This window comes from Geodermatophilus sp. SYSU D01176, assembly GCF_054050015.1.
The window spans coordinates 220,728-246,905 of sequence record NZ_JBJGYN010000001.1; the positions used below are offsets into that span (position 1 = coordinate 220,728).

Annotated in this window: 22 protein-coding genes; 10 read left to right on the forward strand and 12 right to left on the reverse strand. The window is 75.6% G+C overall.

The window, feature by feature from the left end; genetic code table 11:
* Positions 1–70: 70 nt before the first annotated feature.
* The gene (locus ACI78Z_RS01055; protein ID WP_457034655.1) at positions 71–634 is read right to left on the reverse strand and encodes a hypothetical protein; all 564 of its coding nucleotides are present in this window, start codon (positions 632–634) and stop codon (positions 71–73) included.
* 393 nt (positions 635–1,027) lie between these two features.
* On the opposite strand from ACI78Z_RS01055, the gene ACI78Z_RS01060 reads away from it, so the two are divergent.
* The 3 genes from ACI78Z_RS01060 (at position 1,028) to ACI78Z_RS01070 (ending at position 4,095) form a co-directional block, all read left to right on the forward strand.
* Positions 1,028–2,479 (forward strand): hypothetical protein, encoded by a 1,452-nt coding sequence (locus tag ACI78Z_RS01060; protein ID WP_457034656.1) that lies wholly within the window; start codon positions 1,028–1,030, stop codon positions 2,477–2,479.
* A 64-nt stretch (positions 2,480–2,543) separates the two neighbouring features.
* The gene (locus ACI78Z_RS01065) at positions 2,544–3,593 is read left to right on the forward strand and encodes a PD-(D/E)XK nuclease family protein (RefSeq protein ID WP_457034657.1); all 1,050 of its coding nucleotides are present in this window, start codon (positions 2,544–2,546) and stop codon (positions 3,591–3,593) included.
* Between the two features lie 85 nt (positions 3,594–3,678).
* A complete protein-coding gene (locus ACI78Z_RS01070; protein WP_457034658.1) occupies positions 3,679–4,095 on the forward strand; it encodes a hypothetical protein in 417 nt (138 codons plus the stop codon).
* 70 nt (positions 4,096–4,165) lie between these two features.
* On the opposite strand, the gene ACI78Z_RS01075 is transcribed toward ACI78Z_RS01070, so the two are convergent.
* The 3 genes from ACI78Z_RS01075 to ACI78Z_RS01085 form a co-directional block, all read right to left on the reverse strand.
* Positions 4,166–4,831 (reverse strand): FAD-binding oxidoreductase, encoded by a 666-nt coding sequence (locus tag ACI78Z_RS01075; protein ID WP_457034659.1) that lies wholly within the window; start codon positions 4,829–4,831, stop codon positions 4,166–4,168.
* A gap of 47 nt (positions 4,832–4,878) precedes the next feature.
* The gene (locus tag ACI78Z_RS01080; protein ID WP_457034660.1) at positions 4,879–5,481 is read right to left on the reverse strand and encodes a molybdopterin-dependent oxidoreductase; all 603 of its coding nucleotides are present in this window, start codon (positions 5,479–5,481) and stop codon (positions 4,879–4,881) included.
* A gap of 149 nt (positions 5,482–5,630) precedes the next feature.
* Complete coding sequence (locus ACI78Z_RS01085; RefSeq protein WP_457034661.1) at positions 5,631–8,498, reverse strand: AAA family ATPase; 2,868 nt, start codon at positions 8,496–8,498, stop codon at positions 5,631–5,633.
* A gap of 281 nt (positions 8,499–8,779) precedes the next feature.
* On the opposite strand from ACI78Z_RS01085, the gene ACI78Z_RS01090 reads away from it, so the two are divergent.
* Complete coding sequence (locus ACI78Z_RS01090; protein WP_457034662.1) at positions 8,780–9,253, forward strand: DUF5709 domain-containing protein; 474 nt, start codon at positions 8,780–8,782, stop codon at positions 9,251–9,253.
* Positions 9,254–9,290: 37 nt separating this feature from the next.
* Complete coding sequence (locus tag ACI78Z_RS01095; RefSeq protein WP_457034663.1) at positions 9,291–9,587, forward strand: DUF6510 family protein; 297 nt, start codon at positions 9,291–9,293, stop codon at positions 9,585–9,587.
* 78 nt (positions 9,588–9,665) lie between these two features.
* Here the strand turns inward: ACI78Z_RS01095 and ACI78Z_RS01100 are convergent, their stop codons facing one another.
* Complete coding sequence (locus ACI78Z_RS01100) at positions 9,666–10,406, reverse strand: alpha/beta fold hydrolase (protein WP_457034664.1); 741 nt, start codon at positions 10,404–10,406, stop codon at positions 9,666–9,668.
* 184 nt (positions 10,407–10,590) lie between these two features.
* Entirely contained in the window at positions 10,591–11,472 is an 882-nt protein-coding gene (locus ACI78Z_RS01105) for an alpha/beta fold hydrolase (protein WP_457034665.1), read from the reverse strand.
* Positions 11,473–11,638: 166 nt separating this feature from the next.
* On the opposite strand from ACI78Z_RS01105, the gene ACI78Z_RS01110 reads away from it, so the two are divergent.
* Both ACI78Z_RS01110 and ftsH read left to right on the forward strand, forming a co-directional pair.
* A complete protein-coding gene (locus tag ACI78Z_RS01110; RefSeq protein WP_457034666.1) occupies positions 11,639–12,241 on the forward strand; it encodes a TetR/AcrR family transcriptional regulator in 603 nt (200 codons plus the stop codon).
* Between the two features lie 286 nt (positions 12,242–12,527).
* Positions 12,528–14,486: an ATP-dependent zinc metalloprotease FtsH gene (gene ftsH, locus ACI78Z_RS01115; protein ID WP_457034667.1), complete on the forward strand. Its 1,959-nt coding sequence runs from the start codon at positions 12,528–12,530 to the stop codon at positions 14,484–14,486.
* Positions 14,487–14,541: 55 nt separating this feature from the next.
* On the opposite strand, the gene ACI78Z_RS01120 is transcribed toward ftsH, so the two are convergent.
* Entirely contained in the window at positions 14,542–15,615 is a 1,074-nt protein-coding gene (locus tag ACI78Z_RS01120; RefSeq protein ID WP_457034668.1) for a thioredoxin, read from the reverse strand.
* Positions 15,616–15,878: 263 nt separating this feature from the next.
* Between ACI78Z_RS01120 and ACI78Z_RS01125 the strand changes: the two genes are divergently transcribed.
* On the forward strand, positions 15,879–16,472 hold the full coding sequence (locus ACI78Z_RS01125) for a redoxin domain-containing protein (protein ID WP_457034669.1): 594 nt from the start codon (positions 15,879–15,881) through the stop codon (positions 16,470–16,472).
* A 37-nt stretch (positions 16,473–16,509) separates the two neighbouring features.
* Here ACI78Z_RS01125 and ACI78Z_RS01130 read toward each other — a convergent pair whose 3' ends face one another.
* The 5 genes from ACI78Z_RS01130 to ACI78Z_RS01150 all read right to left on the reverse strand — a co-directional run bounded on the left by ACI78Z_RS01130 (position 16,510) and on the right by ACI78Z_RS01150 (position 24,265).
* Positions 16,510–19,278, reverse strand: coding sequence for an ATP-binding protein (locus ACI78Z_RS01130; protein ID WP_457034670.1), 2,769 nt, complete (start codon positions 19,276–19,278; stop codon positions 16,510–16,512).
* 384 nt (positions 19,279–19,662) lie between these two features.
* Positions 19,663–20,904 carry an epoxide hydrolase family protein gene (locus ACI78Z_RS01135; protein WP_457034671.1) on the reverse strand — a complete coding sequence of 414 codons (1,242 nt, stop codon included), beginning with the start codon at positions 20,902–20,904 and terminating at the stop codon, positions 19,663–19,665.
* A gap of 101 nt (positions 20,905–21,005) precedes the next feature.
* Positions 21,006–22,238 (reverse strand): epoxide hydrolase family protein, encoded by a 1,233-nt coding sequence (locus tag ACI78Z_RS01140; protein ID WP_457034672.1) that lies wholly within the window; start codon positions 22,236–22,238, stop codon positions 21,006–21,008.
* A 159-nt stretch (positions 22,239–22,397) separates the two neighbouring features.
* Positions 22,398–23,642 carry an epoxide hydrolase family protein gene (locus tag ACI78Z_RS01145; RefSeq protein ID WP_457034673.1) on the reverse strand — a complete coding sequence of 415 codons (1,245 nt, stop codon included), beginning with the start codon at positions 23,640–23,642 and terminating at the stop codon, positions 22,398–22,400.
* Positions 23,643–23,908: 266 nt separating this feature from the next.
* Positions 23,909–24,265 carry a VOC family protein gene (locus tag ACI78Z_RS01150; RefSeq protein WP_457034674.1) on the reverse strand — a complete coding sequence of 119 codons (357 nt, stop codon included), beginning with the start codon at positions 24,263–24,265 and terminating at the stop codon, positions 23,909–23,911.
* Between the two features lie 73 nt (positions 24,266–24,338).
* On the opposite strand from ACI78Z_RS01150, the gene ACI78Z_RS01155 reads away from it, so the two are divergent.
* Complete coding sequence (locus ACI78Z_RS01155) at positions 24,339–25,202, forward strand: sigma-70 family RNA polymerase sigma factor (RefSeq protein ID WP_457034675.1); 864 nt, start codon at positions 24,339–24,341, stop codon at positions 25,200–25,202.
* A 78-nt stretch (positions 25,203–25,280) separates the two neighbouring features.
* Positions 25,281–26,177, forward strand: coding sequence for an endonuclease I family protein (locus tag ACI78Z_RS01160; RefSeq protein WP_457034676.1), 897 nt, complete (start codon positions 25,281–25,283; stop codon positions 26,175–26,177).
* The last annotated feature ends 1 nt before the right edge of the window (position 26,178 follow it).

Below are 26,178 nucleotides of genomic sequence, written 5' to 3' on the forward strand. Positions count from 1 at the left end.
GGTCCGCTCGGCCACTCATCCGTCCCGATGGGACCGTCGACGCGCACGGCCGGCCGGATGGGGGAGGGCGTCAGGGCATGCCCGGCCGACGCATCTCGAGTGCGTGTTCGTACCTCTCCCGCCGAGCCTCGAGGGCCACCTGAGCTGCCATCTCCAGGCCATCGACGGTCCGCTCCACCTGCTGCAGCCGTCCCCACCAGGCCGTCACGGCGTCGAGCTCGGCCAGGTCGACCGCGGACAGGGCCAGCAGGCCACGGATGGACGCGTCGGCCTCCTCCAGCACACCGGAGTCGTCGTCCGGCGAGTCGGCTCGCGCCGCCCAGAACACCTCCGCCCACAGCGCGGCCACCGCGACCCCGCCGGCCGGCGGCACCCGCTGCTCGAACGCCACCCGGCGGCCGGCGGCGACCGCGGTCAGCCGCAGCGCGAGGAACCGGCGGGTCAGCCGCAGGAACTCGGCTGCGTCGACCCGGCACGCCTCCGGGGTGCCGGCGTCGAGGATCCGCTCGTACACCTCCCCGAGGCGCTGCGACGTCTCCTGGCTCCACTGCCACAGCTCGTAGGGCGTCGCCCCGTGCAGTGAGACGGCGTCCACCGCGTCGCCGCCCGGACCGTCGTGGGAGGAGCCGCTCACGCCGCCGCACGCTAGTACCGCCTGCTCACGGGTTCCGCGAGCCGCGCCGCGTCTCCACAGGACCCCGGTCCCGGGTGCGGCATCCGTCGGGCCGCACGCCCGGGTGGCGCGGCGACGTCCCGTCGGATCGAGCGACGGGCGCCGGCCGGAGGAACCGGGGGGGTCGCCGACCCCCACCCCTCCTCGTCGGTCCGGTCGCCCGGCGAGGACGGGTCCGATGCAGCCGTGGCGGGTCGGTTACGCCGACAGCGAACAGCCGACACGCCGGACGGGGTCGGGACCTGCGGTTTCGTCGGTGGCCTCGCGATGAGCTTGCGCGCCCCCGGCGGATGTGTCAGACCCCGTCCCTAGCTTCGGGGTCGACATCTTCCCCATGTCGGCAAGGAGTTCACCATGGCCGTCTCTGGCCTCAAGACCCGCAAGCCCACCGGCCGCGTGCCGTGGCCGTGCATCCTCCTCGAGGGCGAGGAGAAGTCGGGAAAGTCGTGGTCACTGGCCCAGTTCAGCAGCAGCGACAAGATCGGGGCGCTCTACTGGATCGACCTGAACGAGGGCGCCGGCGACGAGTACGGCGCCATCCCCGGCGCGAACTACCAGATCATCGAGCACGACGGCTCGTACGCCTCGGTGCTGGCCGCGGTCCAGGCGGTCAAGGCCCTGGCCCGCCGCGCCGCCGACGCCGGCGAGCCGCCCGTGGTGCTCGGCATCGACACCGGCTCGGCCATCTGGGACGGCCTGAAGGACTGGGCCAGCGACCGCGCCGCGAAGTCCGCCCGCAACCGCGAGCTGCTGAAGCGCGACCCCAACGCCGAGATCACGATCAGCCAGAACCTGTGGAACGACGCCGGCGCCCGCTGGCGCAAGCTGCAGACCGAGCTGCTCACCTTCCCCGGCATCGTCGTGGTGACCGCCCGCGGCAAGGAGGTCACCGAGGTCGACGCCAACGGCCGGCCGATCGAGGGGCGCAAGACCTGGTCGGTGCAGACCCACCGGGAGTTCCCGTACGCGGCCAGCGTGTGGATGCGGCTGCGCCGCGGGCAGCGGCCGCTCATCGTCGGCGCGCGCAGCGTGCACGTGGGCATCAAGCCCAACGACGACCCGGCCAAGGAGGTCACCGACCCGGCCGCCGCCGGCCGCCTGCTGGAGTGGCTGGTCTTCGACGCCCTCAAGTGCGACCCGGGCACCGCGCACGTCCGGGACCTCGTCTCCTTCCACGGCGGCGGGCTGCTCGACCACGAGCGGACCGAGGAGACCCGGACCGGTCGCCCGAGCCGGCAGGACCAGCCCGACGTCGCCGACCTGGTCGCGCGGATCGGCGACGCCGCGGACGACGACGACCTGCGCGAGGTCTGGGCCGACGCCAACCGCGCCGGGCTGCTCCAGGTCGACGTGCCGACCCCCGGCGGCTCGTACACCGTCGGCGAGCTGATCCAGGCCCGGCACGAGGAGTTCGTCGAGGCGTCGATGGCGGGGCACCCGGCCGGACGGCGCCGGTCCCAGGCCGCCCCGGCCGTGCCGGCCGCTCCGCAGACGCCGGCTGCGGTGGTCGAGGCCGCCCGGGCCGCGGCCGCGGCCGCCCGCCCGTCCACCGCCCCGGAGGCTCCGCCGGTGAACCCCCTGCTGGAGGCCTCGCCGACCCCGGACGACCCGCGGGAGCGCCGGCTCAACGCCGCCCGCCGGGGCGTGCTCGCCAGCCTGGAGGCCCTGGGCGTGACCGAGGAGCAGATCGCCGCCCGCTTCGGCCGGCCCGCCGAGCAGGTGGCGACCAAGCGGCTCACCGCACTGGTGCGCGACGTGATCGCCACGCAGCGGGCCGCCGCCGACGGTCGCCCCGACGTCGCCTGAGCTCCGCCGCTGGAGCGGGGCCGGCCCCCCGGCCCCGCTCCACCCGACCGACGAGGGAGACGCGATGACCGCCGTCCTGCCCGCCCGGCCCACCTCGGCCGAGCGACGGGCCGCCCCGAGCCTGGCCGCCGCGGTCCGGGACCTCGACAGCCGCCGGGCCCGCTCCCGCCAACGGATGATCGGCGCCTCCGAACTCGGCGAGTGCCGCCGCCGGGCGGCCTACCGGATCGCCCGCCGCCGTCCGACCAACGCCCGCACCGGACTGCAGGCCTTCATGGGCACCGAGCTGCACCGCGGGGTGCTGCGGGCGCTCCGCCGCCAGTACGGCGGTCTGACCGAGGTCGGCCTCAAGGGCGAGCAGGTCAAGGGGCGCTGCGACTGGTGGCACGCCCCGGTCGTGGAGGACCTCAAGACGACGTCCCGGTTCGGGTTCGAGCGGGTGCTGACCCGCGGGGTCCCGGTCCGGCACTGGTTCCAGGTCGCCGTCTACGCCTGGCTGCTGCGGACCGGGCAGACCGCCGACCGCCGGCTGCCGGCCGGCACGGGGGAGGACGTCGACGGGCTGCGCATCCGGTACCTGTCGCGCGACTCGGGTGAGGACGTCGTCTTCGAGGCCGACCACGACCCATCGCTGACCGCCGAGGCGATCATGTGGCTCACCGACGTCTACGCCACGGTCGAGGACGAGGGCGTCGACGCCGTCCCCCGCGACGGGTTCGGGCCCGGGGTGGACACCATGTGCGACTGGTGCCCGTTCCTCGACCTGTGCTGGGGGCCGCCGGTGGACCCGGGGACCGAGGGCGAGGTCTCCCGCCAGTCCCGCCTGACGGTCACCGACGAGGACTACGTCGCGGCCGTCCACGACTACGACGCCTGGCGGGCGGCCGAGACCGAGGCCAAGCGGCACAAGGAGTACGCGCGGGAACGGCTGCGGGGCCGGTCCGGGCCGGCGGGTGACCTGCACTGCGAGTGGTCCGGTGGGGGCCTGCGCACGCAGGTGGACAAGGAGGCCGCGGTCGAGCGGCTGGTCGAGCTCGGCGAGGTCCTGCCCACCCGGACGGCCCGCAGCCCGCAGACGATCCGCGTGACCCGGAACGGCACCCGGCCGGACTGAGCGCCGGCCGTGGGTGGCGGCACCTTGCCGCACCGTCGAACACGTGTTCGAATGACTGTGGCCCTGACTTGCCGAGGAGGCTCCCATGACGACCGTCGCCACGTCCGCCCACCCGTTCCGCCGGGGCGCCGGCGCTGCCTGGCGCTGCGCGTGCGGTCGGAGCAGGAGTGCCGCCGTGCACCGGGGCGGGGCGGACCCGGTCCGGCCTCCGGCGCCGGCCGCGGGGACGACGGTGACCGTGCCGACGTCCCACCTGCCCGACGGCGAACCGGTCCTGACCACCGACGTCATCGGCACCGACTTCGGCCTCCCCCTGGTCCGGCCCACCCGCACCAGGGAGGGCAGCCGGGTCCGGGTGGTGCGCTCGCACTGCAGGGCGCACGGGGGAGTCGTCGTGTGGTTCACCGACGGCACCAAGACCCCGCCGCTGCACGGGCGGACGGCGTGGATCGTCGCCGGGCCGGACGGGGAGGCGCACGGGCCCGACCGCGTGCCGGCGTGACCCGGGCTGCCGCGCGCGACCGTGCGTGAGGACGACGGCGGGCACGGCACCCACCAGCTCGCCGCGGTGGTCAGCCGAAGCGCTCGAGTCGGATGGACGACGGGTCGTGGTCGAGGTCGACGAGCGCCGTGGCGACGGCCTCCACGAAGGCGGTCGGCCCGCACGCGAAGACCCGCGGCCGCGTGGCGGGCGCGAAGGTGTGCTCCTCCAGCATGCGGCGGTCGATCCTGCCGGTCGGACCGCGCCAGCCGGGCGGAGCCTCCCGGGTCAGGGTGACGGTGGTCTCCGGCCCCAGGACGTCGCGGGCGAGGACGTCGTGCTGGCTGCGTGCCGAGTACAGGAGCCGCACCGGCGTGGCACCGCCCGCGCGGCGGTGGTGGTCAAGCATGGCGAGGAACGGGGCGACCCCGGCGCCGCCCCCTACGAGCTGGACGGGGCGGAGCCCGTCGGCCTGCCCTCGGTCCCGGTCCGCGGCGGACGACCAGACGAAGTACCCCCCGATGGGGCCACGCAGCTCCAGCAGGTCACCCGGGCGGAGGTCGTCGGTGAGGTACGGCGAGACCTCCCCACCCTCGGCCCGCTCCACCAGCAGGTGCAGCCCGGGCTCCTCGGGGGCGGAGGCCACCGAGTAACTGCGCTGGGCCGTGTACCCGTCCTCGGCGGTCAGCCGCACGTCGACGTGCTGGCCCGGCAGGTGACCGGGCCAGTCCGGGACGTCGAAGAGGAGCCGGTGCACGCGAGCGGTCTCGGGTCGGTTCTCCCGGAGCGTCGCGGGCAACCAGGTCAGTCGCCGCTGTACCGCTGTTCCTGCCACGGGTCCCCGCGGTCGTGGTAGCCGAACGTCTCCCAGAACCCCGGCTCGTTGAACCGGGTCAGTGCGAATCCGCGGAGCCACTTGGCGCTCTTCCAGAAGTAGAGGTGCGGGACCAGCAGCCGCGCCGGCCCACCGTGCTCGGGAGGCAGTGGCTGCCCGTCGTAGGTGTCGACCACCCAGGCCCGGCCTCCGGTGACGTCGGAGAGGGCCAGGTTCGTCGTGTAGCCGCCGTCGCAGAAGGCCACCAGGAACGACGCGTCGGAGCCGGAGTCGGCGAGCAGGGTGTCGACGGAGACGCCCTCCCAGCGGGTGTCGAACTTGGACCACTTGGTCACGCAGTGGATGTCCACCGAGATCGCCTCGCGGGGGAGCCGGCGGAAGTCCTCCCAGCTCCAGCGCCGCACGCCGTCGACCTCGCCCTGGACGGTCAGGTCCCAGTCGCTCACCGGCGTGCGCGGGGTGGGACCGGCCGACAGCACGGGGAAGAGGTCGCCGGCGTCGTACTGGCCCGGGGGGAGTCGCTCGTCCCTGCGCTGCTCCCGGCGGCCGAACCCTCGAGAGATCACGGACATGGCGGCTCCTCCGGGACGGCACCTCCGTCGGTGCCAACCCTCTCCGCCGGCGAGGGCCGGGGCATCAGTCAAAGGACCACGGCCCGCCCCGCACCGCGGTTCTCGGGTCGGTCGGGGGCAGGAACCGTCACCCCATCTGCCCACCGCGGTCAGCGGCCGCCGGCTCCCGCCGCCCGGTCGGCCGCCTCGCGTGCGGTGCCGTTCAGGGTGCTGCCGTCGAGGGTGGTGCCGTTCAGGGTGCTGCCGTTCAGGGCGGTGCCGTTCAGGGCGTCCCGGAGGGCCGCCCGCGAGCTGATGCCGAGCTTGGGGAAGACCCGGTAGAGGTGGGCGCCGACCGTCCGCGGCGACAGGTACAGCCGGCTGCCGATCTCCTTGTTGGACAGGCCGGACGCAGCCAGCATGGCGATCTGGTGCTCCTGCGCGGTCAGTGCGCCGGTTCCCCGGTCGCCGGCGGCGACCCGGTGGGTCAGGCCGGTGGCCCGGAGCTCGTGCCACGCCCGCGTGGCCCACGGTCGCGCGCCGAGGTCCTGGAAGGTCTCCAGCGCTGCGGTCAACTGCACGCGGGAGGCGTTCGTCGCGCGGCTGCGGCGCAGGTGCTCGCCGTAGGCCAGCCGGACCCGCGCGTGGTGGAAGGGGTACCCCGGGGCTCCGGGGACGGACAGGGCCTGCTCGAAGCGCCGGCACGCCTCGTCCCCCGACGCGACGAGTGCTGCCGAGCCGGCCCTCATCAGGGCGAGCTTCGGGCGGCCGCCGAAGATGTCCGCCTGCTCCATGGCCGCCACGTGTGCCGCGGCCGCGGGACGACGGCCCGTGCGCACCGCCGCCTCGACCAGGTCCATGGCCACCGGGAGCCCGACCGGCGCGTACGGGGCGAAGCTCCCGGCCGGGCTGATGGCGTTCAGCTGCCGGTAGGCGTCCTCGACGTCACCCCGGCCCAGCGCGGCCAGTCCGCGGACGCGGCGGGCGAAGTCCACGGGGAGACCGGCCCCCCTCGGCGCCGACCACGCGACGAGCTCGCCGGCGAGGGCCTCCGCCGTCCCGTCGTCCCCCCGCGCGGCCGCCAGCAGGGCCGAACAGTAGACAGCCGACAGGGTGACGAGCCGGTAGCCCAGGTCCTCACCCCAGGCCCGGCCCTCCTCGGCGGTGCGCCCGGCCTCGTGCCAACGCCCGCTGTCGAACGCGTCGTGGCACAGCATCGTGAGCGCCTGCACGGCCGAGGCCGCCGCTCCGCCCGCCCGCCCGTCCCGGACCACCCTCCGGAGCGCCTGGCGGAGGCCGGGGAGGCGGTCCGCGTGGCCGGCGGCCGCGCCGACGCGGACGACGTAGGCCGGATCGACGGCGGCGTTCGCCGCGGTGACCAGGTCGTCGAGCTGCTCGAGGACCCCCGGTGTCGCCCGGACGGGGTCGACCAGCACCGTGCTCGACACCGACAGCACCGGCGACACGTCGGGCCCCGCGGCCTCGAGCGCCCGCCGGAAGGACCGCCAGAGGTCGCTGCGGCCGGCGACGTGGCAGACCAGCATGAGGCCGTGCAGGGCGTCCTCGAGCGTGGCCCGGTCGGGGTCCTGGTCGAGCGCCTGCTCGACGGCCCGCACGAGCAGGAGGTGCGCCGCATCGACCTCGCCCTCGCCGTTGACGAGGTGGTGGGCGGCGGCGACCGCGGCCTCGAGGGACCCCGCCGCCCGGGGATCGGCCGCGCGGGCCGCGGACAGCAGCCGGGGGACGCTGCCCAGGTCGCCGGTGGTGTCGGCACCCACGAAGGCGGCGGCAGCCAGCCGTCGGGCCCGGTCGGGACCGTTCGGGGTGAGGTCCGCGGCGCGGAGCAGGGTCTCGACCGCGCGGACCGCGTCGCCCTGGCGCCGTGCGTGCCGCGCCGCGGTCTCGAGGAGGTCGGCGGCGCGGGCGTCGGCACCGACGACGGATTCGACGAGGTGCCGGGCGCACTCCTCCGGTCGGTCGACCAGCGCGTCGGCCAGGGCCCGGTGCGCTCGCCGGAGCTCGCCGCTCGTCGACAGCGCGACCGCCGCGGACCCGATGAGCGGGTGCCGCAGGGTCACGCGCTCGGCAGCGAGGTCGACGCGCAGCAGCCGGGCCCGCTCGGCCGGTGCCAGGTCCTCCAGCCACCCGTCGTCGGCCGCCGCCGCACGCACCGTCCGGAGGTCCCCCGACCCCTCGAGGGCGGTGAGCAGCAGCAGCCTCCTGGTCGGGTCGGGCAGGTCGGCGAGCTGCTGGGCGAAGACCCGCTGCAGGGAGCTGCCCGGCGGCAGCGCCGGGGGGAGCGGACCGGCCCGGTCGCGCTGTGCCCGGGCCATGACACGAGGCAGCTCCAGCAGGGCGAGCGGGTTGCCCTCGGACGCGGTTAGCACCCGCCGGGAGAGCTGCGGGTCGAGCAGGGGGAAGCGGCTCTGCAGCAGCTCCGCGGCGGCGTCCTCGTCCAGCGGCGGGACCTCGAGCTGCGGCTGGCCCGCCTGGAGCAGGATGCAGTCGCTGCCCGTCCGGGCCGCGGCGAGCAGGCCGATCCGGCTGCGGTCCAGCCGGCGGGCGACGAAGCCGAGGACCCGGGCGCTCGGCTGGTCCAGCCACGGCACGTCGTCGACGACGAGCAGCACCGGCCGGGACTCCGCCGCCCGCCGGAGCAGGCCCAGGACGGCGGCCGAGACCAGCAGGCGGTCGGGGGAGGGACCCGCGCCCAGGCCCAGGGCCACGACCAGCGCCTCCCGGTGCGGCTCGGGCAGCGTCTCGATGTCGTCGAGGAGGGGCAGCAGGAGCTGGTTGAGGCCCGCGAAGCCGACCTCCGCCTCGAACGCGACCCCGGCCGCCTGCACCACCGTGGCACCGGAGACGGCCGCTGCCCGCGCGGCCGTCTCCAGCAGGACGGTCTTGCCGACGCCGGGTTCGCCCGTCACCACGAGGACGGCGCCGGTGCCCAACGCCTGCTCGAGGAACGAGGCGAGTGCCGAGGACTCGGGTGACCGGCCGATCAGCCCTCCGCTCCCGGTCCGGACGGAGGCGAGCACGTCTGGCAACGGAGCTCCCTCCCGCGCGTACCCGGGGTGCCGGGCTGTCGGGCCCTCCTCGGAGGGGTCCCGTGGTTCGGTCGTCCGCGTGCGGGTGAGAGCGTCTCTCACTCAGGGAGGGGCCACCAGGGACCTCGGCCTCCAGTCGGATGACGGATGCACCGGTGCCGGCCCTGCTGCCACGGTCGCCGCACCGGGGCGCCACGGTCACCGGGGCCCGGGCACCGGGTCGACGCGGTGGGCGACGTCCCCTGCTCCCGCCCGGCCCGAGGAGGTGTGCGGTGGACCCCTTCGCCTTCGGCTCCGACGGGACCGATCCCGAGGAGGACTCCGGCGTCCTGGAACCGCAGGACACCCTCGAGGACCTCGGCGGCGTCACCGACGTGCTCGACACCGGCTGGTCCCCGGCCGAGCGCCCGTGGGCGGTCACCGACTGGGGGACCACCGAGCGCGAGGAGCTGGCCGGTGAGAACCTGGCGGGTCGGCTCGCCCGTGAGGTCCCGGAGCCGGGGGAGCCCGAGGGGGACGGGCTGGGCGACGCCTCCGACACCGACGGCGAGCTCATCGACGACGAGGTAGGCGGCCGCCGCGCGGGGCGGCTGGTGGAGACGGTCGAGCGCTGGGGGGACGTCGAACCGGAGCTGTACGCCCTCGACGTGGGCATCGACTCGGGGGCGGCCTCCGCGGAGGAGGGGGCGGTGCACATCGTCCCCGACGAGGAAGGCAACTGGTCGACCGGCTGGACGGATCGATGACGAGCCCGGCCGGTGCGCGCGATGGGAGGGGTGTCCCGTGACCGATGTCCCGCAGGTGGGCGATCGGCGCCTGGACGGCAACGCGGCGGGCGGTGTCCTGCGTGAGGTCTTCGCGGTGGACCTCACCACGGCGGTGTCGACCTGCGCGCACTGCGGGGACCCGGCTCCGCTGGGGCGGCACCTGGTCTACGCCGACGCCCCTGCGCTCGTCGTCCGGTGCCCGGGCTGCATGCAGGTCGTCCTCCGCTGCGCCTCCGACGCGGCGGGGCTCCGCCTGGAGATGAGCGGGGTGCGGCTGCTGCGGATCGCTCCTGCGGAGCAGGCCTCCGGCTGAGCCGGGGGCGGTCGAGCCGACGTGACCGTGTCACGGTCCCGCCGGCCCGACCGGATGGCTACGCCTCGGACCGGATGGCTACGCCGGGACGGCCGTCAGCGCCTGGCGGATGACGTCGGTGACCACCTGCGGCTGCGAGACCATGATCACGTGGGAGCCCTCCGCCTCGGTCACCGTGGCGCCGGCGCGTGCGGCCATGGTGCGCAGGACGTCGCTGCCGACCGCCTTGTCGCCGGTGGGGACCACGGCCCAGGACGGGAGGCTCTTCCACGCCGGGGCCGTGGTCGGTTCGCCGAAGGCCAGGGCGGAGACGGGCCGCTGGGTGGCCGCCATGACGCGGGCCTGCTCCTCCGGCACGTCGGCGGCGAAGGCGTCGTGGAACCTGTCCGGGGCGATCGCGAACTCGGTCTCCGACCCGGAGTCCCCCGTCGGGTACCGCCACTGGAGCAGGGCCGTGAGCAGGACGCTGTCCCGGGAGTCGGCCTCGATGTCCTGGAGCGTCTCGCCCTCGTCCGGGGCGAAGCCGGCCACGTAGACCAGCCCGACGACGTTGCCCGCCCGCAGCGCGGCGTTGGTGATGACGGCTCCCCCGTAGGAGTGCCCGACGGCGAGCACGGGCCCCTCGATCTGCGCCAGCGCGCTGGCCACGTAGGCGGCGTCGTGGGCGATGCCGCGCAGGGGGTTGGGGACGGCCTGCACGCGGACGCCCCCGGCGAGCAGCCGGGCGACCACGTCGTTCCAGCCGGAGCTGTCGGCGAAGGCGCCGTGGACGAGTGCGACGGTCGGTCCGCGGCCGTCCGCGGACGGTGCCTCGGTCATCGTGATCTCCTCCGGGTGGGGTGGCGTGGGCAGGGACGTTGCCCCGGCCTCCGCCGGCGCCGCATCGGTCAGCTGACCGTGCCCTCGCCCGCTGCGGAGGGCGGCACGGCCGACGGGCTCGCGCCGGTGGGCCGCGTGGGGAAGTCGCGGATGGCAGCGCGGACCTCGTCCGGCCGCTCCTCCATCAGGAAGTGGCCGCAGTCGAGGGCGCGCCCGCTGACGTCGTCCGCCCACCCGCGCCAGACCGCGAGGGGGTCGTACCAGCTCTCGAGGGCTCCCCCGCCCGCCCACAGGACCTGCGTAGGACACGTGACCCTCCGCCCGGCGGCGCGGTCCTCGTCGTCCCACCGGCGGTCGCACGTGGCCCCGGCCCGGTAGTCCTCGCACATCGCCGCGATGGCCGCCGGATCCCGCGCACAGCGGGCGTGGTCGGCCACCGCCGCCGGCGGAACCGGCGGATGGCGCCGCCGAACTCGGCGTCGAGGAAGGAGAAGTCGGGATCGGGCTCGATCAGCCGCTCCGGGACGGGGTGCGGCTGGGCGAGGAAGGCCCGGTGCCAGTAGCCGAGGGCGAAGCGGGCGTCGGCCCGGGCCCACACCTCGCCCGTCGGGATGACGTCCAGCACCGTGAGCCGGCGGACCACCTCGGGGTGGTCGACGGCCATCCGGTGGGCGACCCGGCCGCCCCGGTCGTGACCGGCGACGTCGAAGGTGCCGAACCGGAGCCGGGCCATCAGCGCGATGCAGTCCTCCGCCATGGCCCGCTTGCCGTAGCTCTCGTGACCGGGCACCGCGGCCGGCTTGGAGCTGTCCCCGTACCCGCGCAGGTCGGGGAGGACGACGGTGGAGTCCCGCGCCAGCCCGCCCGCCACCAGGCCCCACGCCAGGTGCGTCTCCGGGTGGCCGTGCAGGAGGAGGAGAGGTGGTCCGGAGCCGCCGTCCCGGACCCGCAGGGTGACCTCCCCGACGGAGGTGCGGGTGAGGCGGAGGCCGTCGAACCCGTCCGGAAGACGCCGTCGCTCGGGTTCCCGGCAGGCGCGGACACCGGTTCCTCCCCGGGGCAGCATGCTGACGACGGCGACGGTGGAGCGTGCCTCCGACGCGGCCGGTGCCGCATCCGTCAGGTGACTGCTCCCTGGAGAACGCGCAGGTCCGCAAGCCGTTGACGCGCTGGGGTGACAGACTCCCCCGCGTCCGGGATCGGTCCGGTGGCGGGAACAGGAGGGCGGCGGCATGGCTCCGAGGAGTCCGGGCGCCGGCTCCCGGGAGCAGCGGCGGGCCCGCATCGAGCAGACGGCGCTGGAGCTGTTCCGGACGCGGGGGTTCGACCAGGTCACCGTGGAGGACCTCTGCTCCGCGGCCGGCGTGGCCCCGGCGACCTTCTACCGGCACTTCGGGACCAAGGAGGAGGTGGTCTTCGCCTACCGGGACGCCTTCGCCGCGGCGCTGCAGACCGCCCTCGCCGAGGCCGCCGACCTCCCCAGCGGCATGCGCCTGCCGGTCGTGCTCGGCCGGTTCGCGGAGTTCCTGGAGTCCCAGCAGGACCTGCTCGCGCTGCGCGACCAGATCGTGCTCGGACACCCGCGGCTCCTGCAGCGGACCCTGACCGTCCAGCGGGACATGGAGGCCGCGCTGGCGTCGGGTCTCGCGCGGTTGCGCGGCCTGCCGGCGCCCGACCCGGCGGCGCTGCTGGAGGCCGGCGTCGGCATCGTCGTGCTCCGTGTCGCCCTCCGATCGTGGCGGGCGCAGGGCGGGGGATCGCTGGTGGCGGCCATGCGGGAGACGCTGGTGCAGCTGCGGGAGGTGACCGCGGGCCTGGCCGTCGGGGGCGAGTGACCCGGCCGGGACGGGGTGCGGGCCAGGGACTTGCCCGGGCGCGACCGGCGACACCGCGACGCCAGGGTGGACCGGCGGCATCGGCGGATGCCGCCGACGAGATCGGAGGTGGTTCCCCGTGCCCTCCGACCGCGGTGGCGCCGTCCCCCCGCCCGCACCGCCCGCCCCCAGCGGCGGTCGAGGCCCGGCGGGTCCCGGCGGAGGAGGCCCACCGGGCCTCCTGGACCGGCTCCGGCGGCGGAGCGGGAACGGGTCCCGCCGGACCGGGCCCTGGCGGGTGGAGGGTGTGCCGGACGACGCCTCCCCCCGCACGCCGGAGCAGCAGCGGCCGCGCACCGGCGGCATCTGGTGGCTGCTCGTCGCCGCGCTGGTGGTCAACTGGAGCGTCATGTCGGTCGTGATGGGGCCGCCGTCGCGGACCGACGTGTCCTACACCTTCTTCACCGACCAGCTGGACGCGGGCAACGTCGAGACGGTCACGTCGACGGCGGACACCATCGAGGGCGAGTTCCGCAGGGCGGTGGACCACCCGCCGGGGTCGGCGGACGCCGTCCCGGTCGACAGGTTCACCACGCAGCGCCCGTCGTTCGCCACGGACGACCTGCTCGGGACGCTGGAGAGCCAGGACGTCACCGTCAACGCCGACCCACCGGACGCTCCCGCCGCGCTGTGGCAGCGGCTCCTCCTGGGGTTCGGCCCCACCCTGCTGATCGTCGGGCTGCTGCTGTGGTTCGCGCGGCGCAGCGCCTCGGGCCTGGGCGGGCTCGGCGGGTTCGGCCGGTCCCGGGCGACCCTCTACCAGCCCGACGCCGGGCCGCGGACGACGTTCGCCGACGTCGCCGGCATCGACGAGGTCGAGCGCGAGGTGCGCGAGATCGTCGACTTCCTCCGCGACCCGCAGCGCTACGGCCGGCTCGGGGCGCGGATCCCGCGGGGCGTGCTGCTCTCCGGCCCGCCCGGCACCGGCAAGACGCTGCTGGCCCGGGCCGTCGCCGGGGAGGCCGGTGTGCCGTTCTTCTCCATCTCGGCCTCCGAGTTCATCGAGGCGATCGTGGGGGTCGGCGCGAGCCGGGTGCGCGACCTGTTCGGCCAGGCCATGGGAGTGGCCCCGTCGATCGTCTTCATCGACGAGCTCGACGCGATCGGCCGGGCGCGTGGCGGTTCCTTCTCGGCCGGCGGGGTCGACGAGCGCGAGCAGACGCTGAACCAGATCCTCACCGAGATGGACGGGTTCCGGGGTGACGAGGGCGTGGTCGTGCTGGCCGCCACCAACCGCCCGGAGATCCTGGACCCGGCCCTGCTGCGGCCGGGTCGCTTCGACCGCCGGGTGAGCGTCGGCCCACCGGACCTGCGCGGGCGGCTGGAGATCCTCCGGGTGCACACCCGGCGCGTGCCCCTGGCCCCGGACGTGGACCTCGCCGCGGTGGCTGCCGCGACGCCCGGCATGGTCGGGGCGGACCTGGCCAACCTGGTCAACGAGGCGGCGCTGACCGCCGCCGGGCACCGCCACGAGCAGGTCACCGCCGCCGACGTCGGCGAGGCGCTGGAGAAGGTCCTCCTGGGGACGGTCCGGGGCATCGTGCTCTCGCCCGAGGAGAAGCTGAGCACCGCGTACCACGAGTCCGGCCACGCGCTGCTCGGCATGCTCACCCCGGGAGCGGACCCGGTGCGCCGGGTGTCGATCATCCCGCGGGGGCAGGCGCTCGGCGTGACCGTGCAGACGCCCCAGGCGGACCGGTACGGCTACACGGCGAGGTACCTCAGGGGCCGCATCGTCGGGGCGCTCGGCGGCCGTGCCGCCGAGGACGTCGTGTACGGCGAGGTCACGACCGGCGCCGAGAGCGACCTCGAGCAGGCCACCCGGCTCGCCCGCCAGATAGTCGGCCGCTGGGGCATGTCGCCCGCGATCGGACCGGTCACGGTCCTGCCGCCGCCCGGCCAGGAGCAGCCGTTCGGCCTGGACGGCGTCGCGCCGGAGACCAAGGCGCTGGTGGACACCGAGGTCCGGCGCCTGGTCGACGACTGCTACGGGGAAGCGGTGCAGACGCTGCGGGGCAACCGCGAGCGGCTCGACCGGCTCGCCCGCAGGCTGCTGGAGCGGGAGACGCTCGACGAGGACGAGGCGTACGCCGCCGCCGGCGTGCGCCGGGAGACGGCGCCGGCCGCCGTCGCCCGCGGGGAGGTCCCCGGCAGCGACCGCGCGCCGGGGCTGCCTCCCGAGGACGCCGCCGCGCCGGCGCGCTGACCGCTCGCGGGCGGCCCATCCGGACTCGCGGGCGGCCCATCCGGAGGTGAGGGCCCTATCCGAAGGTGAAGGCGTAGACCTCGACGCCGGGCTCGAGGAACTCGACCTCGACGGTGCCGGTGTCGACCCGGCCGCGCCGGCGGACGAGCTGGTGGAGGCGCGGTTCGGCGATCGCGCCGTGTCCGCGGGGGTCGACGTCGAGACCGGAGTCGGCGCCCGGCTCGGAACCGTCGAGCAGCAGGCGGAAGCCGACCGGTCGCTCCCGTGTCGCCGGCGCCGCGACCAGGTGGAGGTCCCGGGCGTGGAAGCGGCAGGCCAGCCGCGCGCCGGACTCGGAGGACGCCGCCGACTCCGCGCCGACCGTCCAGCCCCCCGAGAGGGCCCAGTGCCCGAGCCGCAACCGCGCCGGGGCGGTGTACGCCTGCGGCCGGTCGGGCACGACGTCAGGGGTCGAGGCGAACCCGGCGGTCCGGTCGTAGCCGAGGTACGTCTCCGCCGAGCGCAGCGCGGCCCAGTCGGCGGGGGCCTCGATCCCGCGGGCGTCGACCGGCGCGGGCTCGGGCCCGAGGTCCCCGGCTCCGGCCTCGCCGAGGAGCTGCCGGAGGACCGTCTCGTCCTCCTCGTAGCCGCCCTCGCCGACGCTGTGGTGGCGGAGGCGTCCTGCGGCGTCGACCAGGTAGCGAGCCGGCCAGAAGTGGTTGTGGAAGGAGCGCCAGACCGCGAAGTGGTTGTCGATCGCGACGGGGTGGCCGATCGACCGGTCCCGTGCGGCACGGCGGACGGCGTCCACGTCGTGCTCGAAGGAGAACTCCGGGGAGTGCACGCCGACCACGACGAGCCCGTGGTCGCGGTAGGCCTCCTCCCAGGCGCGGACGTGGGGCAGCGACCGGAGCCAGTTGATGCACGTGTAGGTCCGGAAGTCGATCAGCACCACGCGGCCGCGCAGATCCGCGCCGGTGAGCGGCGGGGAGTTGAGCCAGTCCGTGGCGCCGGCGAGGGAGAACTCCTCCTCGGCCGGCCAGAGGGCGTCGGTGCCGTCGGCCGGCCCGCGGTCCTCGGCCCGGACGGCGTCGTGGTGGAACCGCCGGGCGAGACGGCGGGCGGAGGAGAGCAGGTCGTCGGGTGCCATGGTCGGCGTTCCTCCCTGTGGTCCGCGCTCGTGCCGCGAGGCGGGTGCCGGCCCGACCGACCCTCGCCCGGTCACGCACGGGTCGCCCCAGGGAGACTCCCTGGTCTGCCGCCTCCGTCCGCCCCCCGCTGCGGGTCCGTGGACCCGGGAGGGACCAGGGCATCCCCCTGGGTCGACGGGCGCCCCCTGCTGCGACGGTCGACCCGGGGGACCGGTCGGCGGGGGTCGCCGTCCCCCGGCGCCCGAGGAGAGGCGGTGACGCCATGCGGTCCGACATCGTGCCCGGCGGCGTCTTCCCCGACTACGCGCTGCCCGACCACACCGGCACCGTCCGCACGATCGGCGAGCTGCAGGGCCGCGACCCGCTGGTCCTCCTGCTGGCGCGCGGCCACTACTGCCCCGCGGAGCGCCGGCAGCACCTCGAGCTCGCGGCGTTCTCCGCGGAGGTCGCGGTGGCCTGCACCCAGGTGGTCACGATCACGACCGACGGGGACCCGGAGCTGGGGGAGTTCCGCACGTCGGTCGGCGCGGGGTGGACCTTCCTGTCGGACCCCGGGCGGAGGGTCCAGGCGGACCTCGACATCCAGGAGTACACCGACCCGGAGCACGACCCGATGATCCCGCACACGCTGGTCCTCAAGCCGGGACTCGTGGTCCACAGCGTCTACAACGGCTACTGGTTCTGGGGCCGCCCGTCGGTCCACGACCTGTGGCACGACCTGCGCGCGGCCACGGCCGAGATCCGCCCGGACTGGGACCTGAGCGCGCCGGGGCTGCGCTCGGCATGGGCCGCCGGCGACTGGTCGGTCTACCACGGGCGCGACCGTCCGGCCGGGACCCCACTCGCCTCGATCTGAGGGACGCCGGCTCCCACTCGAGCGCGCAGACCCGCGATCAGCCGGCCGGGTGGTGGACGTCCGGCACGGACCGCCGGAGCTCCCGGCGGGTGCGGACGCCGAGCTTGTCGAAGACCTTGCGGAGGTGCCACTCGACCGTCCGGGGGCTGAGGTACAGCGCGGCCCCGATCTCGGGGTTGGTGAGCCCCTGCCCGGCCAGCAGAGCGATGTGGGCCTCCTGCGGGGTGAGCTCCCGGACCGTGTCGGCCGTGCGCTTGCGCACCGTCTCCCCGGTGGCCAGGAGCTCGTGTCGCGCACGCTCGGCGAAGGCACCGACGCCCATCGCGGTCAGTGCACCGTGGGCGGTCCGCAGCTGCGCGCGGGCGTCGACGCGGCGCCCCTCCCGCCGCAGCCACTCGCCGTAGCGCAGCCGGGCTCGGGCGGCGTCGACGCGGACGGAGGTGCGGGCGAGCCGGTCGACGGCCTCCCGGTGGAGGTCCTCGGCGGTGGATCCCCCGCTCAGCAGGGCGCGCGCCGCCGCCTCGGTCCCGAGTGCCCAGTCCGTGCCGCTGACGCGGGTCATCCCCGAGAGCTCCTCGAGCGCGGCCGCCGCCGGCCCGGTGTCCCCCGTGCGCGCGCCCGCCTCGACCAGCTCGAGGAGCGCCCACGTGGCCGGGCCGAGCTCGGGTGGGCACGCGGCCGCGTCCCGGGCCGCAGGGAGGGCCTCCGCGTAGCGGCCGAGGCCGTTGCACAGCACGGCCCGGGCCCACTGCACCATGGTGACGCCGGCCCCCTCGCCGCGGGCGGTGACGTCCTCGAGGCAGCTCCGGATCAGTGGCTCCGCCTGCTCGGCGTCCCCGCGCACGGCCAGCAGGCCGACCTCTCCGTAGGGCGCGAGGCTGGTCTTCGTCACCTCGAGGACGGACCGCGTCTCCTCCACCAGGGACGCCGCGGTGGCCAGGTCGCCGGTGAGGAGGAGCGCGACGGCGCGGGTGTGGAGGGCCAGGGGGAGTGCCGCGAGCGCTCCGGCCTCGCGCGCGGTGTCCAGGTACCTGCGGGTGAGCACGTCCCAGCCGGCGTCGTCCCACAGGGAGGCCGCCGTGGCCGCCGCGAGCCAGCCGGCCCGCAGCGCCTCGTCCAGCGCAGGCTCCTCCGCCACGAGGGCCTGCACCGCCCGCTGCAGGAGCGGCGCCGCCCGCGCGTACCCGTCGGTGAACAGCACGGCGAGCCCGGCGAGCAGCGCATCCTCCGTGCGGGACGCATCCGGCGACTGCGCCTGCCGCACGGCCTCGGCGACCTGTCGCGCGCCGGGACCGGCGGCCAGGCGCCCGGCGAACAGTGCGGCGGACAGCGCGTCGAGGTAGGTGTCCCGGGCGAGTCGCGCGTCGAGCGGTTCCAGCCGACGCGCTGCGGGGAGGAGCAGCGGCAGCGATGCGTTGCCACGGTTCCCGGCGAAGGAGATCTCCGCCCTCAGGAGATCGGCCCGTGCCCGCTCGGCCACCCCGAGCGGTCCTGCTTCGACCGTCGCCAGGAGCGCGGAGGCGTCGTCGAACGACCCGGCGCGCACCTTGGCCGCCGCGGCGTGCAGCGAGCGCCCCACCCGCCGCACCGGATCGGGCGTCAGCGCTGCCGCGCACTCGAGGAACGCGGCCGCGGCCGCCAGCCCGCCGTGCCCGGACGCACGCTCGGCAGAGCGCTCGAGTTCGGCGGCGACGTCCTCGTCCGGGCCCACCGCGGCACGGGACCGGTGCCAGGCCCGACGGTCGGGATCCACGTCCGGGTCGGTGGCGTCCGCGAGGGCGCGGTGCACGTCCCGCCGGTCCGCCGGTGTCGCCGAGCGGTAGACCGCGGAACGGACCAGCGGGTGCCGGAACCGGACCCGGTCGCGCAGCTCGACCAGGCCCGAGGCCTCGGCCGCAGCCGCGGCCTCGGGGCCGATGCCCAGGCGCCCGGCCGCGCGCCACAGCAGTGCCACGTCGCCGACCGGTTCGGCGGCCGCGGCCTGCAGCAGTCGACGGGACGGGTGCGGGAGCAGTGCCACCTGGCGCAGGAACCCCTGCTCGAGCCGCTGGGCCAGCGGCGTCGCGCCGGAGCCGGCATCGCCCCCGAAGGCCAGCTCGGCTGCCGACGGCCCGCGCGGCAGTTCCAGCAGGGCGAGCGGGTTGCCGTGGCTCTCGGCCAGGATGCGGTCACGGACCCGGGGGTCGAGGGCGCCGTTCACCGTCGACTCCAGGAGCGCGGCGGCGTCACGGGTGGGCAGGCCGCGGACCACGAGCTGCGGGAACCCGGTGAGCGTGGGCTCCTCGTCGGACTCGCGTACCGCGAAGACCATCGCCACGCGGTGGTGCACGAGTCGGCGTGCGACGAACTCGAGCGCCTGCGCCGACGCCCGGTCCAGCCACTGGGCGTCGTCCACGGCACAGACCAGCGGTTGCTCCTCGGCCACCGCGGACAGGAGGGTGAGGGCCGCCAGGCCCACGAGGAAGCGGTCCGGTGGGCCCCCCGGCCGCAGGCCGAACGCCGTCCCGAGCGCCTCCTGCTGCGGCTCCGGCAGCTTGGTCAGCCGGTCCAGGTGGGGACTGCACACCTGGTGCAGGCCGGCGAACGCGAGCTCCATCTCCGACTCGACGCCGGCCGCGCGCCCCACGCTGCACCCCGCTGCACGCTCGAGCAGGAAGTCCAGCAACGCGGTCTTGCCGATCCCGGGCTCGCCGCGCAGCACCAGGACCTGGCTGCGGCCCGCCTTCGCCGCCGCCACCAGGGTGCTCAGCGTCTCGCACTCCATCCGCCGTCCCAGCAGGCCGGGCCAGGCTCTGGTACCGGACATGCGCCACACCGCCAGAGGTCGTCGGACGGCGCGCGCGGCGGTCCCCACCTGGTCGCTGCAGGGGGCCAGCGGCACCGGACATCCCCGAGACAGCCACGCTAGGACGGCGGGCGACGGCGGTCATGCGTCGATCGACCAGGCCGGGTCAGCGTGGTCGGGTCCCCGGACGGGCCAGGCGTCCGAGCAGGCACTCCGTCCCGCCGCTCCACCCGCGGGGCCGCCCCGTTGCGGGGCGGTCCACAGCCGGACGAGCCGGACCCGGGTCGAGTGACTCATGCTCCGGGCCTCGTCCCCGGGGCGGTACCGGGCCTCCTCCGCTGGGCACGGAGCCGAGCCGCGTCGGTGGAGGACACCGGCGCGGCTCGGTGGCGGACCGTCCGCCGGTCAGCGACGCGGACCGGGGACCTGCGGTGTGCGCAGGGAGCGGAAGCCCGCGCGGAGCTCCTCGACGAACAGCTGCGGTTGCTCCCATGCGGCGAAGTGCCCGCCCCGGTCGAGCCGGTTGTAGTGGACCAGGCCGGGATAGGCCCGCTCCGTCCAGCTGCGCGGGGCCTCGTACTGCTCACCGGGGAAGACGCTGACGGCCACCGGGATCGTGACGCCCTTGGCGTTGAAGAAGCCGCCCTTGTACTCCCAGTACAGCCGGGACGCCGACACCCCGGTGTTCGTCAGCCAGTAGAGCGTGATGTTGTCGAGGAGCTCGTCCCGCGTCAGCTCGCCCGTGGCGCTCGTGGTCCGCTGCAGGGCCTCGGCGACCGCCGCGGCCGGCTGGCCGTCGGCGTCGTTGTGGTCGAGCAGCCAGGCGGCCAGCCCGATGGGCGAGTCCGCGATGCCGTACAGGGTCTGCGGGCGCGCCGCCATGTACCGGGCGTACTCGACCTGCTGGTACGTCCGCAGCAGTTGCTCGCAGGCCCGGTGTTCCTCGTCCGCGAGACCGGACGGCGGCGGGCCGCCCGCCACGAGGACCTGGTCCACGTCGGCCGGGACCGTGGCCGGCATGTTGGTGTGGATCCCGAGCAGGCCCTCCGGCGCCTGCAGGCCCATCTGGTCGACCACGAAGGCACCCCAGTCGCCGCCCTGGGCGACGTAGCGGGGATAGCCCAGGCGCTGCATGAGTTCGGCCCAGGCCCGGCCCATGCGCTCCGGACCCCACCCGGGGCTGGTCGGCTTGCCCGAGAACCCGTAGCCGGGCATCGAGGGGATCACCACGTGGAAGGCGTCCGAGGCGCTCCCGCCGTGCGCCGTGGGGTCCACGAGCGGGTCGATGATCTTGAGCTGCTCGATGATCGAGCCGGGCCAGCCGTGGGTGACGACGAGCGGCAGCGCGTCGTCGTGCCGGGACCGGACGTGGATGAAGTGGATGTCCAGCCCGTCGATCCCGGTGACGAACTGCGGCAGGGCCTGCAGTCGCGCCTCGCACCGGCGCCAGTCGTAGCCGGTCGCCCAGTGGCGGGCGAGCTCCTGCATCGTCGCCAGCGGTACGCCCTGCGACGAGTCCGGGACCGTCTCGCGGTCCGGCCAGACCGTGGCGGCGATGCGCCGGCGCAGCTCGGTGAGCGCCTCCTCGGGCACGTCCACCCGGAACGGGCGGATGGCCTGGCCGGTCTCCTGTGCGACAGCCGTCATGACGTGATCTGCCCTTCTCCTCGCGATCTGCAGGGGACGTGGATGGCCGGTCGGGGCAGCTCCGGGAGCAGCGTCGGTGCCCCGGGCCGTCGAGCAGGTGCTCAGCGACGCGGTTCGGGGACCCGGGGTGCGCGCAGCGGGCGGAATGCGGCCCGGACCTCGGTCGTGAACAGGTCGGGCTCCTCCCAGGCGGCGAAGTGGCCGCCCCGGTCCACCTCGTTGAAGTACGCGAGGGTGGGGTAGCTCATCTCGGCCCAACTGCGCGGTGTCCGCCAGATCTCGCCGGGGAAGGTGGTGAAGCCGACCGGGAGCGAGACCGGCGGAGGAGCCTGGCCGCCCGCGGCCGCGGGAGCGTCGGGTCCGTAGCTCTCCCAGTAGGACCGGGCGGCCGAGGTGCCGGTGCCGGTCAGCCAGTAGAGCGTGATGTTGTCGAGGACGTGGTCCCGGGTGAGGTTGCCCGCCGGCTGCCCGTCGACGAAGGCGCGGGAGATCTTGTAGTAGGCGTCGGTGTCGTGGTCGAGCATCCAGGCGGCCAGGGCGGCCGGTGAGTCCAGCAGGCCGTAGCCGATGGTCTGCGGCCGCGTGGCCTGTTCCAGGAAGTACGCGAAGCCGCTGGCCCGGAACGTGGCGATCGCGTCGAGAGCCGCCCGCTCCTGTTCGGTGTCGCCCGGCAGCGTGCTGCCCAGGGCGGTGACGAGCAGGTTCACGTGGATGCCGAGCAGCCCCTCGGGTGCCTGGCGGCCCATCGCGTCGGTGACGCCGGCACCCACGTCGCCGCCCTGGGCGACGTAGCGGGGGTAGCCGAGGCGCCGCATCAGCTCCGCCCAGGCCCGCCCGACGCGGCCGACGTCCCAGCCGAGCTCGGTCGGCTCGCCGGAGAAGCCGTAGCCGGGCAGGGACGGCAGCACCAGGTCGAACGCGTCCTCGGCGCGTCCCCCGTGCGCCGGTGGGTCGGTGAGCGGGCCGACCGTCTCGAGCAGTTCGACGACCGAGCCGGGCCAGCCGTGCGTCATGACCAGGGGCAACGCGTCCGGGTGCGGCGACCGCACGTGGAGGAAGTGGACGTCCACCCCGTCGATCTCGGTGACGAACTGCGGCAGCGCGTTCAGCCTCGCCTCGCACCGGCGCCAGTCGTACTCGGTCGCCCAGTAGCGGGCGAGCTCCTGCATCGTCGCCAGCTGCACGCCCTGCGAGCGGTCCGCGACCAGCTCCCTGGAGGGCCAGCGCGTCGCGGCGATGCGGCGGCGCAGCTCGACCAGCGCCTCCTCGGGCACCTCGATCCGGAAGGGGCGGACAGCTGCGGTGGCTGCAGACCGCTCGGTGGTGGTGGCCACGTGCGCCTCCTGTGTCGATGAGGCCGCCAAGCGTGGCGGCCTCGCCGTCGGCTCGCGCCCGTGGATGTCCCTGGTCGTCCCGGGTGGCCGGGCGGTGCGGCGGTGCTCCGCCGGGACCGGGGGACGGCGGACGGGCGGTGCCGCCGTCCCCCGTCCGGATCAGCGCAGCGACCGGAACGCGGCGCGCATCTCCTCGGCGAAGACCTGCGGCTCCTCCCAGGCGGGGAAGTGGCCGCCGCGCTCTGCCTCGTGGAAGTAGACGAGGGTGGGGAAGGCCCGGCGGGCCCACGTCTCGGGGGCCCGGAAGAGGTCGTCGTCCGGGCACACCGTGATGGCCACGGGCATCCTGATCGTGTCGGTCTGCTGGGCAGCCGCGCTGATCAGGCTCTGTGCGCGGTTCTCCCAGTACAGCCTCGCCCCGGAGGCGACCGTGTTGGTCAGCCAGTGCAGCGAGAAGTTGTCCAGCACCTCGTCCACGGTCGGCGCCTGGCCGGGGTCCTGGCCGTACGTCCAGTTCCCGAACCCGCCGTGCACGAGCATCCACCCGGCCAGCCCGGCGGGGGAGTCGGTCAGGCCGTAGCCGACGGCCTGCGGTCGCGCGGTCATCATCTGGTAGTAGCCCCAGCCCCCGCTCTGGAGGAACGTCCGCACGTCGTCGAAGGCGGCCCGTTCCTCCTCCGAGAGCCCGTCCGGTGCCGGTCCGCCGCTGGCGATCGCCGCGGCGGCGTCGGGCGGGAACACCGCCGGCAGGTTGGTGTGGATGGCGAGCAGACCGTCCGGCGCCTGCCGGCCCATCGCCTCGACGACGCCCGCCCCCCAGTCGCCGCCCTGGGAGACGTAGCGGTCGTAGCGCAGCCGCTCCATGAGCACAGCCCACGCCCGCCCGATGCGTTCGACGTCCCAGCCGGTGTCGGTCGGGCGGGACGAGAACCCGTAGCCGGGCAGGGACGGGATGACGACGTGGAAGGCGTCCTCCGGCCGACCCCCGTACGCCGTCGGGTCCGTGAGGGGGCCGATGACCTTGATCTGCTCGAACACCGAGCCCGGCCACCCGTGGGAGATGACCAGCGGCAGCGCGTCCTCGTGCCGGGAGCGGACGTGGAAGAAGTGGACGTCGACCCCGTCGATCGTCGTCATGAACTGCGGCCAGGCGTTCAGCTGTGCCTCGCCCCTCCGCCAGTCGTAGTCCGTGCCCCAGTACCGGACGAGCTCCTGCAGGTCGGTCAGCCGGGCGCCCTGCGACCGGTCGGGGACCGTCTCCCGGTCGGGCCACCGGGTCGCCAGGAGGCGCCGGCGGAGGTCGTCGAGGTCCTCCTGCGGCACGTCCGCCCGGAAGGGGCGGATCGCGGCGGTCGGGTCGCCGCGTGTGGTGTCGATGGGTGGCGTGGTCGTCGTCGCGGTCATGGTCGTCGTCCTTCCCGAGGGGGTCACGCGACGGGAACGTCGCGCCCTCGGGCGGTCCGTCGCGCCCGTGGAAGGCCCTGGTCCGCTGCCCGGCGGCGGACCAGAGCGCCCGACGGGTGCGAACGTGCGGCAGCGGCGACCGGTCTCCGTGCCGTCACCTCCCGCGCCCGGCTGGTCCGTCGACGGGACGTCCCCCGACGGAGTTCTCCGTCCAGCACGAGGTCGGCCGCGTGCGGCGGGCCACGCGGGAGGGGGCTCGACGCCCACTACCGGCCGGCGCTCTCCGCCGGCCGCAGGCCGATGAGGTTGCCGTCGGCGTCCCTCGCCACCGCGATCCGCATGCCGCCACCGACGTCGGTGGGTTCCTGCACCGTCTCGGCGCCGGCCGCGACGAGCGCGGCCAGGCTCGTCGCGACGTCGTCCACGTGCCAGTAGGCCACCGGTCCGGACTGGCCGAACCGGTGGCCGTTCGGGTCCAGGCCGATCGCCTGGCCGCCGACGTCGAACTGGACGTAGTACGGCGCGTCCACCACCGGCTCGGCGCCCAGCAGCACGCCGAACAGCGCCGTCGCGCGGGCCAGGTCGGTCACGGGGTAGATGACGGTGTGGATGCCGGTCGTCATGATGGGCTCCTCGGGTCGTCGGGTCCGGGTCTGACACCTCTCTGACACCCGCCGACCGGGAGATGTGACCGTCATGAGTGGGAGCGACGTCCTCGCCGCGCGGTTCGAGGAGCACCGGGACCGGCTGACCGCCGTGGCCTCCCGGCTGCTCGGCTCGCGCGCCGAGGCCGAGGACGCCGTCCAGGAGGCCTGGCTGCGGGTCAGCCGGGCCGGCGCCGCCGAGGTGGAGAACCTCGGCGGCTGGCTGACCACGGTGGTGGCCCGGGTGGCGCTCAACCAGCTGCGGGCCCGGGCCCACCGGCGCGAGGACCCCCTCGACGACGCGCCGCCGGCCCGGCTGCACGCCGTCGCCGACCCCGCCGAGGAGGCGGTGCTCGCCGACTCCGTCGGGCTAGCGCTGCTCGCCGTCCTCGACCAGCTCGCGCCCGCCGAGCGGCTGGCGTTCGTGCTGCACGACCTGTTCGACGTGCCCTTCGACGAGATCGCGCCGATCGTCGACCGCTCTCCTGCCGCCGCCCGGCAGCTGGCCAGCCGGGCCCGGCGCCGGGTGCGCGGGGCCGAGCTGCCCGACGCCACCGAGCGGCGCCGGGGCGTGGTCGCCGCCTTCCTCGACGCCTCGCGCAACGGGGACTTCGCCGCCCTGCTCGAGCTGCTCCACCCCGAGGCGGTGCTGCGGTCCGACGCCGTCGCCGCGCGGATGGGCGCCGCCGCCGAGGTGCGCGGGGCGACCGAGGTCGCCCGGTTCCTCTCCGGGCGGGCGCGGGCCGCGCGGCTGGTGCTCGTCGACGGCGCGCCCGGCGCGGTGTGGTCGCTGCGAGGCACCCCGCAGGTGGTCTTCGCCTTCACCGTCGACGACGGCGTCGTGACCGCGATCGACCTCCTCGCCGACCCCGGGCGCCTCGCCGCGCTGGACCTGCAGCCCCTCGGGCAGCGGTAGGCGCCGCGCGACGGAGGCGTTCCGCGGGCCGACCGGTCGTTGACGCTCCGGTGACGGGGGCGAAGTAGGTCTTCGGCCGTGGACACCGATCTCATCCGTGGACTGCCGGGGCTGGCGACGGCCGACGTGGAGCTCGCGCTGGCCGAGTTGGCCCGCGCCGGCGACCGCGTCTACTACGACGCCGAGGCCGACGCCGCGGCGGCCGAGGCCTACTACGACGGGGTGGCTCCCGACCGGGTCGCCGACCTCGTGCGGCGCACCCACGTGCGCACGCCGCGGTACAAGCCGGCCACGGAGCTGTACCCGTGGGTGGACCTGCAGCCCAGCGGGGTGCTCCGCAGCCTGTACACCGGCCACGAGTGGGATCCCGAGCAGCTGATCCGCGAGGACCTGGCCACCGCCGAGGCCCGGGTGCACGAGGTGACCGTCCGCCTCGCGGCCCCGGGAGCGCGGGACGCCGGCGAGGTGGCGGCCGAGGTCGAGGCGGCGCTGCCGTTCAACTGCGAGCACGTGGTGCCGCAGAGCTGGTTCGCCAGGGACGAGCCGATGCGCGGGGACCTGCACCACCTGTTCGCGTGCGAGTCCCGGTGCAACAGCTTCCGCGGCAACACCCCTTACGTGGAGTTCGGCGACTTCCCCGTGCCGCGGTCGCCCGGCCCGGTGCGGGAGGTCGTGCGGGGGGAGTGCGGCAAGAGCGAGGGGAACGGGTTCGAGCCCGTCCACGGCAAGGGGCCCGCCTCCCGGGCGGTCCTCTACTTCCTGCTGCGCTACCCCGGGGCGGTCGACGCGCGGGAGATGCCGCCCGAGCGGCTGCCGATGCTGCTGGCCTGGCACGAGGACGATCCGGTCACCGAGTGGGAGCGGCACCGCAACGCCGCGATCGCCGAGCGCCAGGGCAACCGCAACCCGTTCATCGACCGCCCCGCCCTCGCCCGGGACCTGCTGCTCGCGATGGCGTCCCCCGCCGTGCGGTGAC